Annotated in this window: 5 protein-coding genes; 1 reads left to right on the top strand and 4 read right to left on the bottom strand. The window is 73.1% G+C overall.

The genetic code is table 11. The features are described from left to right. Positions 1-14 precede the first annotated feature (14 nt). From R2E43_RS37280 to R2E43_RS37265, 4 genes are all read right to left on the bottom strand, one after another. Complete coding sequence (locus tag R2E43_RS37280; RefSeq protein WP_332057034.1) at positions 15-3,410, bottom strand: glycosylhydrolase-like jelly roll fold domain-containing protein; 3,396 nt, start codon at positions 3,408-3,410, stop codon at positions 15-17. A 60-nt stretch (positions 3,411-3,470) separates the two neighbouring features. Then, a complete protein-coding gene (locus tag R2E43_RS37275; protein WP_332057033.1) occupies positions 3,471-6,080 on the bottom strand; it encodes a glycoside hydrolase family 127 protein in 2,610 nt (869 codons plus the stop codon). Positions 6,081-6,297: 217 nt separating this feature from the next. After that, positions 6,298-9,312 (bottom strand): glycosyl hydrolase, encoded by a 3,015-nt coding sequence (locus R2E43_RS37270; protein WP_332057032.1) that lies wholly within the window; start codon positions 9,310-9,312, stop codon positions 6,298-6,300. A gap of 168 nt (positions 9,313-9,480) precedes the next feature. Then, positions 9,481-10,044, bottom strand: coding sequence for a hypothetical protein (locus R2E43_RS37265; protein ID WP_332057031.1), 564 nt, complete (start codon positions 10,042-10,044; stop codon positions 9,481-9,483). Positions 10,045-10,452: 408 nt separating this feature from the next. On the opposite strand from R2E43_RS37265, the gene R2E43_RS37260 reads away from it, so the two are divergent. After that, positions 10,453-12,222, top strand: coding sequence for an ABC transporter ATP-binding protein (locus R2E43_RS37260; protein WP_078652956.1), 1,770 nt, complete (start codon positions 10,453-10,455; stop codon positions 12,220-12,222). The last annotated feature ends 5 nt before the right edge of the window (positions 12,223-12,227 follow it).

Here is a 12,227-nt window from a genome sequence, read left to right as displayed (position 1 = left end):
GGGTGGTCGTGAGGTCAGCTGCGGCGCAGTTCGACGGTGGTCCGGCTCCGGAAGCGCAGGGTCACGGGGCCGAGCAGGCCGGACGGCAGTGGCTTCTTGCGCTCGTTGGACAGCGTGTTGGCGACCCGGACCCGCAGCGTGTTGCGCCCGGCCCTGACGTGCCCCGTGACGTCGGCCGCGAACGGGGCCCACAGCAGCGGCGGCAGCGCGGTGCCGTTGACGGACACCTCCGCGACGTCGCGGACGTCCCCGAGGTCCAGCACGACGCGGCGGCCGCGCAGCCGGTCGGCGTCGACATCGATGTCGGTGGTGTACGTGCCGCTGCCCGAGAACAGCGCGTCGTGCTCCGTCCAGCTGCCCAGGGGCGCGGTGACGGGCTCCGCGCCCTCGCGTTCGAAGGTGAGGGTCCAGTCGCCGTCCACCGGGACCGGGGTGAGCGTGTCGTCGATGCGCACGGTGCCGTGGTAGCGGTGGCCGCCGTCGGCGCCGACGAGCCGGTGGGTCCCGGCCGCCGTCGCCTCCACCGTGGCGCGCAGGGCGTTGCCGTGGCGTGTCACGGACAGGACGGGCAGGGTCGCTTCGGTGAGGTGGGGCCGGTCGCGGTGGCCGCCGCGGACCACGACGACGGCGGTCCGGAAGGGCTCCAGGTCCAGCGGGACCCGCACGCCGTTCTTGGTGGCCCGGTACACGGGGGCGGTGCCGCCGGTGCCGGTCGCGGGGTCCCAGATCTCGGGCACGCCGGTGGCCGGGAGGGCGGCGACGGTGCGCACCCGCGCGCCGCTCTCGTTGTTGATCAGGAAGACGGTGTCGGGGCCCCGGCGCACCCGCAGCACCCGGACGGCGTCCTGGGGCGGTTCGAGCACGGCGGCGGCCGTGCCCGCTTCGACGGCGACGGCTCCGAGCGCGCCGGTGTCCGCGACCCGGACGGCGTGCCCGCGGCCCAGCGGCCTGCGGGCCGGTGTCCGGCTCCCGAACAGGTCGGCGAGTCCGTGGGCGAGGGTGCGGTCGCCGCCGTCCGCCTCCTCGGTGTCCAGGGCGCCCACCGCGATCACGGTGCCGCCGGTCCGGACGAACTCCCGCAGCACGCGTACGCCGTCGGCGTCCAGGACCGGCGTCCGGGGGATCACGACGAGGTCGTAGGCGGCCGCTCCGACGACGAGGCGTCCCTTGCGGACCTCGGCGTGGGCCAGCAGCGCGGGGTCTCGGGTCAGGGCACCCTCGTGCAGCAGGTCGAAGTCCACCTGGGCGCGCTCCAGGGCGTAGGCCGCCTCGCTGAGCGGGCCGTCCACGTCCTGCTGCCGGTCCGTGCCGGTCCACTGCTCGGCGGCCCGCTGCGGCTGGAGCAGCGCGGTGCGGGCGGCGGAGGTGCCGCGGCCGGCCTCCATGACCCGGCCGATCCACTCGGCGAGCGGCCGCATGGCCCACCACCAGGGGGCGCGCGGCCCGAAGGGCGGTGGGAAGTACACGCGACTCTCGTCGGTCCACAGGGCGTGCAGCACCGTCAGGTTGACACCGCGGGCGGCCTGCGCGCCGACGGTGGCGTGCACGAAGCCGGGGGTGACCTGCCAGCCCATGTTGCCGAACATCTCCAGCAGGGCCCGCTCGCGGCCCATCTGGTGGGCCACGGACACCGGGTTGCGCGGGATCATGGTGGGCTCACCGGCCACGTACTCGGCGGTGATGATGTCGCCGCCGGGCACCTGGGCCCATTGGTTGACCTTGTGCAGGTCGCCCGTGGAGGGGATGCGCTTGGCGGGGGCGGTCTCGTCGTAGAGCGGGTTGGTGATCAGGGCGACGCCGCGCTTCTCGTACCACTGGGCCTGCTTGCGGAAGGCGGTGGCGAAGCGGTCGGAGACGGCCCTCCAGTAGTTTCCGCGGGCGATGCGGCCGGAGCGGCCGAGGTCGTCGAAGGCCGCGGCGTAGGCGGTGCCGGGGGTGGCTCCGACGGTGCGCAGGGCCCCGTCGAGCGCCGGTGACCAGGGCAGGCGCTTGAAGTGGGCCTCGGCCGAGGCGAAGAAGGGCTCGTCGTCCCAGAAGCCGGGGACGACCGTGCCGAAGTAGTGGCCGAACCGGCGGTGGTACTCGCCCGGGACGATGTCCAGGAACAGTTCGACGGGTTCGTCGTCGAGCAGGTCGACGTAGCTGCGGCTGTAGCCCTGGCTGTCGTCGGCGAGGAGCACGCCACCGAAGAGGTCGACCTGCCACTCCCCCGCCGGGACCTGCCAGGTGTGGCCGCCGGTGAGCCGGTCGGTCAGGTCCACGACGTCGGTGGCGGCGGTGGCTGCCGTGGGCCGGGCGGCTGCGGCCGCGAGGGTGAACCCCGCTGTCGACAGGGCGCGTTCGGGGAAGTCGCCCGCGGCGGCGGAGCGGTCGAAGGCGCCGGTGTACAGGGTGGTGCCGTCGGCCGCCTCGACGGTGAGGCTTTCCCAGACGGCACGCTGGTCGCCGACGGCGCGCACCCCGACCCCGCCCGCCTCCTCGGCCAGGTCCGCCACGGTCCCCTTGTCCCTGCCGTCGAGGGTGACGGAGAGGCCGCCGTCGCCCAGAGTGATCCGGAGGGTGTGGAACTTGGTCTTGTTGAAGCCGTCGGTGCGGGGGCTGCGCAGCAGCTCGGCCGGTTCGGCACCGTCGGTCAGCCGCTCCACGGTGACCACACCGGTCTGGTCGAAGGACACGGCGTATCCGGTGCGCCCGTCGGCCGAGCCCCGGACGAGGAGTCCTGCGGCTCCGTGCTCGGCCTTCGCGCTGCCGGTGACGGTGCAGTCGCCCCACTCCGCGCTGTCCCTGAGGACGGCGGCGCCGTCGAGGACCGCGGCGTCCGCGACCAGCCGTCCCGCGTCCACGCCGACGCCGGTGCTGCGCCTGAGGTCGATCGACGCGGGCCCGCGCACCACGGTGGTGGAGCGGGCGAGTGCCTTCAGGCGCAGGTCGGGCCGGGGGGCGTAGGTGCGGGTGCCGACCTGGCCGCCCTTGACGATGAACTCGCCGGCCCGTCCGCTGGGGAAGTGGTCGTCGTTGAACAACCAGACGCGCATGCCGGTGCGTTCGGCGGTGCGCAGCACGTGGCCCACGATGTCGAACCACTCCTCGGTGAAGAACACCGGCGTCATCTCGGCGTTGTCGAAGGAGAAGAGGATCACCTCGTACATGCCCTTGGACCTCAGGTCCGCGAGCTGGCGGTCCACCAGTTCGGGCGTGACGGGGCCGTTCCAGTACCAGTACACGGTGGGACGGCTGTCGTGGCGCGGGTCGGCGAAGTGCCGGGCGGACCAGGCGTGCCGCTCCTGCCCGGCCGGTCCGGCCGGTCGGCCGGAGGCGTGGGCCGCGTCGGGCAGGCCGACGGCGACGAGGGCGCCGGTGGCACCGGCCGCGGCCACGAAACGGCGTCTGGACAGGGGGTGTTCGGGCATGGCTGTGCTCCCGGTTGGTGGTGTGCTGCGGAGGCCCGCGGCGGGGCCGCGGTGGTGTGATCAGCCCTGGGCGAGGCGCCGTACCTGGTCGGCGGTGAGGGCGCGGTTGTGCAGCCGGAAGTCGCGGACGGCGCCGTGCAGGTACGGGTGGGTGCTGTTCTGGGACCGGCCCAGGTAGTTGCGGCTGGTCCGGCCGAGCAGGAGGGGGCCGGAGACCATCGCCGTGTTCCGTCCGGCTTCGACGCCGTCGACGTAGAGCACGCCGGTGCCGGCGCCGAGGGTGAGTGCCACGTGGGTCCACCGGCCCAGCGGCAGCGGTCCGGTGGCGTCGACGAAGTCCTCGGCCTCCATGCCCGCGATCTTCAATGCGGCGCGGGCCCGCCCGGCGCCCGTGGTCGCCGTGAGGAAGAGGTAGGTGTCCTTGCTGTAGCCCAGGTCGAAGACGCGGACGGAGGGGGCGAGGGTGTCGACGCGGACCCGGACGGAGACGGTCAACTCCGCCAGGCCACTGGGCAGTCCGGCGGGGAGTACGACGTGGCCGTCGCGGCCGTCGAGCGTCACCGCCGTGCCGTCGTCGCCGGTGCTCCAGGTCGCGCCGCCGGCCAGGGAGCCGTCGCCGAACGTCCCGGTGCGGTCCGCCACCGAGGTGCCGTGTCCTTCGTCGAGGGGGTAGCGGGCCACGTCACCGGCGGTCGGGCTCGGGGGCGTGACGGACCAGTAGACGTTGTAGCGCTGGTGGTGGATCTCGTGGAAGGGGCGCAGGGGGATCCGCCGGCCGTCCGCCACGGCCGTGAACCGGGTGGGCTCGCCGGGTGTGCGGCGCAGTGTGTCGGGACGGACGGCCGGCAGCGTCGTGAGCGGCGTGTCCCCATAGGCGCCCGCCAGGACGAGCGGGCCGTACGACACCGCCTTGACCTGCGGGTTGTCGGGCGCCGGTCGCCAGACGGGAACGCGGGGCAGGACGAGTTCGACGCGGTCCCCGGTCCGCCAGTGACGTGTCACGGTCGTGTACGTGCCCGGTTCGAGACGCCCGCCGGTGCGTCGGCCGTTCACCGTCAGCCCGGCACGTCCGTCGCCCGCGGCCAGCCAGCCGGGCACGCGGATCCGCAGCGCGAACCTGGCCTCTCCCCCGGTGACGGTCAGACGGGTGCGGTCGCCCGTGGGCATGTCGGTGTCCTGACGGAGCGTCACCCCCAAGTCGTCCCAGCACACTTCGGAGGGGACGAACAGGTTGACGTGAAGTGCGGGCCGGCGGGTGCCGGGGGTGCGGAAGTAGACGGTGTCGGCGAACTTGGTGTGCGTCTCCAGGCCCGTGCCGTGGTCGCAGGAGAAGTTGTCGTAGTCCCCGCTGTAGCTGCCGGGGGCCGAGCCGAGGCCGCCCTTCGGTTCGCGCCGCGAGCCCGCCCACAGCCCGGTGTAGTAGGTGACGAAGCCGTGCGCCGAGTCGGGGTCCTGCTCGGCGAGCATCTGGTTGTACAGCGTCCACTCGTAGTGGTCCAGGTACTCCGTGCGCTCCGGGTCGTGGCGGAAGAGGTCCCGGCCGAGCTTGAGCATGTTGTAGCTGTTGCAGTTCTCGCAGGTGACCTCCGAGAGGCGGCTCGCGATCTCGTCCGGCGGCCCGAAGAGTTCCTGGTTGGAGTTGCCGCCGATGGCGTACGAGTGGTGGCGTACGACGGTGGTCCAGAAGGTGTCGGCGATGTCCAGGTAGCGTCGGTCGCCGGTGGCCTCGTAGGCCGGTACGGCACCGACCACCTTGGCGATCTCCGTGTTGGCGTGCCGCCCGGCGAGTTCGTCGCGCCCGGCGGCGAGCGGCGCGTAGAGCTCGTCGTGGTCGAAGCGGCGCGCGGTGCGCAGGTGCACCGGGTCGCCGGTCTCCAGGTGCAGCCGGGCGAGGACGTCGTTCATGCCGCCGAACTCGACCTTGAGCACGCTCTGCATCCGCTCGCGCGACAGCGGGGCCGTGCGCGCCTCGGTCCAGGCGGCCATCTCCAGCAGGACGTCGAACGCCTCCCGGTTCCCGCTGAGCCGGTACTGGTCGAGGAGACCGGCCATGATCTTGTGCAGGGTGTAGTACGGCGCCCAGGGCTTGCCCCCGGCCTCCAGCTGGTCGAAGACCGACTCCGGGAACGCGGAGAGGTAGCCGCGGTGGAACCCGGCCGCCGGTGCCGCCCGCTGGCACTCGGCCAGGGCCGAGACGAGCAGACGGGCCTTGTCCGCGTAGGCGGTCTCGCCGGTACCGGCGTGGGCCTGGGCCAGGGCACTGAGGAGGTGCCCGGTGGTGTGGCCGCGCAGTTGGACGTCCGGGGCCTCCCAGCCGCCGCACGGTTCCGCGGCGGAGGGCAGGCCGACGTTGAGCCGGAAGGTGTGCAGCAGCCGGTCCGGGTCCACGAAGCGGAGGTACGCGCAGGTGCGCCGCATGTTGGCGAGGAAGGGACTGTCGAGGAGGCGGACGGCCGAGAGCGGGAAGGGCTCCAGCAAGGGCCCTGGGCGGTGCGCACCGTTCGTCGGCGAGGGTGTCGCCCCGGCGTGGGCTGGCGGGGTCGCCGCGGCGGAGCCGGCCGGTACGGCCGCCGCGGCGACGGCCGGTGTCGCGGCGGCGGCCGTGGCGGCGGACGCGGTGAACAGGACCTGGCGTCGGGAGGGGGCGGGTCTGCTGTGCGGTGCGGGCATGGTGCGGGGCTCAGCTCCCTTCGATTGAATCGTTTTACTCGATTCTCCGGAGACGCTAAGTGGCGTCACCAGGAGCGTCAAGGGTTCCCACAAGAACCTTCTGACGCGCCATAAGTCCCTCCGAACCGCGAGTCACCGGGCGCGGAACGGGCATGACTCGGCGCGGACGGGCCTCGGCACCGTCCGCGCTGTTTTGAATCGTTCAATTCGAGTGGAGTCAGACCGTCTTCTGCGCGTACGGAACCAGTCGCACCGGTCCCACCAGCCCGTACTCCTGACGGGCGAGCCCTCCGAAGACCTCCGGGCGGCTCACCCTCAGCCGGTTGACGAGGGGCGTCGCGACCTCGATCTCGATGGTGTTCGTGCCGCGGCGCAGCAGCGGGCCCACGTCGACGACGGGGTCGAGGCGGTCGGCCGGTTCCGCGTCACGGCCGTTGACGCTCACCCGGAAGGTGTCGCTGACCCGACCCAGCTCCAGGAGGGCGCCGTGGGTGGGGCCCCAGTCGCCGGGGAGGGTGACCGTGGTGCGGTAGCGGCCGATGCCCGCGCAGTCCTCCAGTTCCGCAATGCTCGACCAGGGCAGCAGGGTGTCGAGCGTCAGGGTGCGGCGCACCCGCTCGGTCCGGGTCGGGCGGTCACCGGGGCGCCAGTCCTCGACCTCGACGTGCCACCGGCCCGGCTCGATCGGGCCGGGGACCGCCGGGAGGGTGGTGGTCACGGTCCGGCCCTGGGACAGCCGCGTGCGGTACGTGCCGGCCGCTCGGGCCCGTACGGTGAGCCCGCGCGCGGTGAACAGCACCTCGTCGGCGTCCGAGGAGAGGGCGTGCGGGCGGTTTCCGTGCCGGTCGCCGAACAGGCCCGGGCGTCCCAGCGCGACGACGAGCGTCTGGCCGGGCCGCAGCGCGACGCGGAACGTCACGTCCTGGCCGTCCAGGGTGTACCGGCCCACCCGTGCGGCCCTGCCCGTCCAGGGGTCGAGGAGGTAGGGCACCGCGTCGCGGCCTCGCGTGCGGCGCAGGGTGACGTCGTGGTCGATCGCGGCCACGGGCGGTTTGACGGTCTCCGCGTGCTTGCCGTTGACCAGGTAGTAGTAGTCGGCGTCCGCCGTGACCCGGTGCGCGTTCAGGAGCGTCGACGGAACGGAGTGCCGTACGTCCGGGGTGACGCCGAGCGCGGCGAGGGCGTCGCCCACCCCGGTCTTCTCGGTGACTCGGACGACGCCCGGCAGCGCGAGCAGGCGGGTGAGGACGTCGCGCAGCCGCTCGGTCTCGCCCGCCTCCGGCACGCCCGGTGTCAGCGCCTGGTCGAAGCCGCCCAGGAGGACCACGGGCAGTCCGGCCTCCGCGAACGCGAGGATCCTGCGGGCGTCGGCGAGGGCGAGGGTGGGGGTCGAGCCGTGGAAGAAGTCACCCTCGACGAAGAGCGCCTTGTAGGCCGGTCCGCCGGGAGCGAGCCGGCCACCCAAGACGGTGGCGTTCGGCAGGTCGAGGAGTGGACCGCTGAGGAACTGGTGCGTCCACCCGAGCGGGACGCCGGTCGAGGTGAACCAGGACGCGCCGATGCCCGTGGCCGTGTAGCCGGTCTGCCGGAAGACGGCGACGTCCGCGCGGGCGGTGCCCGACTGCAGCACCGCGTGGACGCGGCCGAGGTACCCGGCGATGTCCTCGGCGTGCCGCCAGGTGGGCTGCCGCGGCCCCCACGACTCGCCGTACCCCGGCGTGCCGTTGTAGGGGCTGAAGGCGGCGAAGCCGGGCCACTCGGCCTCCGGGGTGCTCGCGTACGAGAAGCCGTGCATCACCGTCTGGTTGACGCCCGCCGCGTAGGCGCCGCCCATGGTGCGCAGCACGCGGTCCCAAGTGGTGCTGTAGGCCGAGCCGTTGTAGGCGCCTGCCTCGCAGGACAGGACGGTGTGCCCCGCCATGTCCCGGCCGCCGGCCAGGCACCGGTAGTCGTCCAGGTTCTTGAACCCGAGGGACTCCCCCTCCGCGATGTCGAGGATCGCCGCGGTGGCGACTGCGTCGGTCTGCAGGCCGTACGGCTGGGCGCGCAGGGTCATGCCGAGGGAGTGCGCCCAGTCCTTCAGGGCGCCCACGTGGTGCCGGTTGAACAGGTCGGAGACCGTGGCCCAGAAGTCGTGCCGGATCTGCCGGGTCAGCTGGGCCCCGAAGGCGAACACCTGGTTGCTGTCGTCGAGGACGAGGGCGGGCAGCCAGGGCAGCAGCGGTCGGCCCGTGCGCTGCTCGAAGACCTCGGGCAGGCGTGCCGTCCAGACCAGTCCCTCGGACTCCAGTTCCACCGAGTCCTCGAAGAAGGAGCCGCCCGCGGCCTTCAGCAGGCGTCGCAGTGAGCCGGTGAGGACGTGCCGTTCCCAGTAGTCGGTGACGGCGGTGGTGCCCGCCGGGCTCAGGTGGTCGACCACGAAGGCCCCGGGCGCGGAGTGCGGACCCGACTCCGGCTGCTGACCCGAGCCCCGCTGCCAGTAGGAGATCAGCATCCACTCGCCGTCCGCGGGTGCCGTCCAGGTCAGGCCGCCGTCGGTGACGGTGTCCGTGAGGTCGCGGACGCTGTCGGGGTCGAGCCCGGTCTCCTTGCGGGTGGAGTTGGCGGGGTCGACCCGGGCGGCCTGGACCGCGAGCAGGCGCTGGGCGCGAACGCCGGACGCCGCCTCGTGGACGGGCGCGGGCACGGGCCCGCGGTAGGTGGCCCCGGCGGCCAGCGAAGTGCGCCCGTGGGCGAGTTCCTGGGCGGCGGCCTCGTCGTCGGGGGTGACTCCGGGCACGGCCACGGGCCAGCTCGGGCCCAGGGTGAGGTCGACGGTCAGGCCGCGTCGTACGGCCCGGCGCAGGGCGGCCTCGACGCCGTCGCGCCAGGGTCTGCTGCCCCAGCCGTGGTGGGCGGTGTCCAGCAGCGACTTGTCCCGGATGCTGTGGTGGACAGCGGCGATCTCGGCTCCGCCGAAACCGGCGTCCGCGATCTGGTCGATCTCGCGGGCCACCTCGTCGGGGTCGACCAGGCCGTCCGGCCACCACCACCGGAACTTCGGGCGCACCGACCGGGCGGGGTCGGCGAACCACCGGGCCGGGCCGGCGGCCCGGTCGGCGGCCGGGCCGGCGGGGAGGGCGGCGACGCCGGGCGAGGCGGTGACGGCGGTGGCGGTCACCCCCGCGGTCACGGCGGCGGCCAGCACCGCGCGCCGGGACATCCCGCCACGCTGCGAGACGAGTTCGTGCATGAGTGCGCCCCAGGGTTCGGAGGAGGTTTCCGTTGATTGAATCGATTCAATCCGGTGCAAACGCGGGAACGGTAATCCGAGCCGATCATGGGGGTCAAGACATGTGCACCGGTGACTTCCGTGTTCCGCGGCGCGGGCGCCCGCTCTCCGCAGGCGGATTGCGCTTCGCTACCCCCCGTCCCGGTCCCGCTGGGGCACGGTGCAGGCACGGGCGAACTCGGCGAGAGTGCGGAAGTCGTCGTCGCGCAGGCCGATCCGCGGGTTGACGTGGTGCAGAAGTCCGGGTGCGCGGTGGTGGGCGGTCACGTAGGCCTGGTCCAGGCCGCCCTGTTCGTCGTCCACCCAGGCGAAGGGGCGGCCGTTGGCGTACTCCACCAGGGGGGCGGTCTTCCAGTGGACTCCGTCGGGGCGGTCCTGGAGCAGGACGTCGCCGAAGTCGACGAAGGGGAGTTCGGGAAGGCCGATGACCGGGGCTATCCAGCGGTTGGCCTCCGCCATCCACGTGGTGGCCCAGCACAGTTCGTAGTCGAGCCGGAGCAACTCCGCCCCGTGCCGCGGATGCAGCCAGACGCGCAGGGGGCGGCGGCGCACCAGAGCGGACCGGTGCCCGTCGGGGGTCTGGCCGTCCCTGGGCACTCTGAGGGTGGTGTATCCGGCGGGCCGCCTGTGAGGCTTGGCCGCGTAGGGGTTGAGGGGCCCGTCCACGTCGAGGAAGAGCAGCGGTCGGCTCACGATCGGTCCCCCTGTCGCACCCGTGGTGCGCCGCACCGGCCTGGCGGTTCGACCGCCGCATCGTTCCCGGCGTCCGGCCACCGCCGGGCGGGGCGGTTGTCGGCGATTCGGCCAACCTACCCGCTCCGCACCCCTGTTGTCCCGCACGGGTCCGTGCATCCGCCACGAAACGACACGCGCCGTGGTTCGGGGCCCTGACCGCGACCGAAACACATGTGTTCGATACCTCGGTCCGGTCGTTGAGCTTCACGACCACGCTCAACGACCGTCAAGGGGGATCCATTGACCTCGACCGCCGCGAACGGACCGCGGAAACCCACGCCTCCACCGCCTCCACCGCCTCCGGCGGAGATCACCTACAGCGGACGGTATTCCGTCAATCCGCTCGCCGAGGTCTCCTTCCGACGGATGTGCGCACAGATCCCGGCCGTCCTGGGCCGGATCGCACGGCTGTCGTGGCGGACCGACCGGCGGGCCGTGCAGCTGCTGCTCGGCTGCCAGGTGCTCACCGGTCTCGCCGCCGCCGTGCTGCTGACCGCCACCGCCCACGCCATGAACCCCGTCCTCGGCGACGGCTCCGCCGCCGACCGGCTGCACGGCGCGCTGCCGGCGCTGTCGGTGGTGGCGCTCGCCGCCGCGCTGGGCCGCGGTGCCGCGGCGGTGGCCACCTATGCCGAGCGGCGGATCACCCCCCGGCTGACGACCGAGACGGACAGCGCTCTGGTCGAGGCGGTGTGCCGGGTCGAAGCGTCCGCCTACGCGCAGGAGGGCTTCTCGGACCGGCACGAGGCCGCCGAGATGGGAGTGGTCCGCACCCAGGTGATGGTCACCGACGCCCAGCGGTTCCTGTCCGCGCTGATCCGGATGGTCACGGCCGGCGGGGTGCTGTCGGCGCTCAATCCGCTGATGCTGCCGCTGCTCCTGCTCGCCGTGCTGCCGGCCGGTGCGGGCGCGGTCCTCACCGCCCGGGTCGACTACGAGGTCCACTACGCCAACATCGCCGACCGCAACGTGCGCGGCATGATGCGCTGGTGGGCGACCACGTCGAAGTACGGCGACGAGGTCCGCGCCAACTCGATGACCGACTACCTCGTCCACTGGTACCGGTCACTGTCCGACCGGTGCGACCGGCGCACGCTGGCCGCCGCGCCGCGCACCCTGCGGATCGCCGTGCTGTCCGCAGCGGCCGGCGGCGTGTTCCTCGTCGCGACCTGGGGAGCCCTCGCCTGGCTGGCGGTCTCCGGCCGGATCGAACTGGCGGTCGCGGCCACGGCCGTCATCGCCGTGCAGACCACGCTCGCCGCACTCTCCCAAGTCGTCGTCAACGGGGCCGCGGTCTTCCACACCAGCCTCTACCTGAGCGACATGCAGGCCTTCCTCGACGACGCCGCGGCCCGCGTCCCGAAGCGCGGCCCCGACAAGCACCGCGCGCCGACCGAGCGGATCCGGCTGGAGGAAGTCGTCTACCAGTACCCCGGCAAGGACAGGCCCGCCGTCGACGGCGTCTCCCTCACCCTGGAGCGCGGTCAGATCCTCGCGATCGTCGGGGCGAACGGCTCGGGCAAGTCCACCCTGACCCGGCTGCTGACCGGCATCTACCTTCCGGACAAGGGGCGGGTCACCTGGAACGGCACCGACCTCGCCGACATGGAGCCCGCGACCGTGTGGGCGCACATCGGTCTGGTGCCGCAGATCTTCGCCCAGTGGCCGATGCCGGTCCGCGAGAACGTCACCCTCGGCCAGCCCCGCGGCTACGACGACACACCGGTGTGGGAGGCCGTGGAGGCGGTCGGTCTGCGCGAAGCCGTCGACAACCTCCCGGCGGGCCTGGACACCCTGCTGTCCCGTGACGTCTTCGGTGGTACCGAGCTCTCGGGCGGCCAGTGGCAGCGCGTGGCGTGCGCCAGGGCCCTGTACCGCCGCCCGGGGCTGCTGATCCTGGACGAGCCGACGTCCCAGATGGACCCGCGCGGTGAGCACCAGATCTTCGAGCGGATCAAGGCGATCGCCGCCGAGCGCATCACCATCGTGGTCACCCACCGCCTGGAGAACACGAGGATCGCGGACCACATCGTCGTCATGGAGCACGGCCGGATCACCGAGCAGGGCCGCTACGACGACCTCGTCCACGCCGGCGGCACCTTCGCCGAACTCCTCGCACTCTCCCAGGACCGCTGACCCGT

The sequence above is a fragment of the Streptomyces violaceoruber genome (assembly GCF_033406955.1).
In the GTDB taxonomy this organism is placed as follows: Bacteria; Actinomycetota; Actinomycetes; order Streptomycetales; family Streptomycetaceae; genus Streptomyces; species Streptomyces violaceoruber.
Note: the sequence above shows the minus strand (reverse complement) of the source record. Positions and strands in the feature narration are given on the sequence as shown.

Coding starts and splice junctions, on each gene's coding strand:
- R2E43_RS37280 (WP_332057034.1), bottom strand. CDS start 3,410: ATGCCCGAACACCCCCTGTCCAGACGCCGTTTCGTGGCCGCGGCCGGT.
- R2E43_RS37275 (WP_332057033.1), bottom strand. CDS start 6,080: ATGCCCGCACCGCACAGCAGACCCGCCCCCTCCCGACGCCAGGTCCTG.
- R2E43_RS37270 (WP_332057032.1), bottom strand. CDS start 9,312: ATGCACGAACTCGTCTCGCAGCGTGGCGGGATGTCCCGGCGCGCGGTG.
- R2E43_RS37260 (WP_078652956.1), top strand. CDS start 10,453: ATGTGCGCACAGATCCCGGCCGTCCTGGGCCGGATCGCACGGCTGTCG.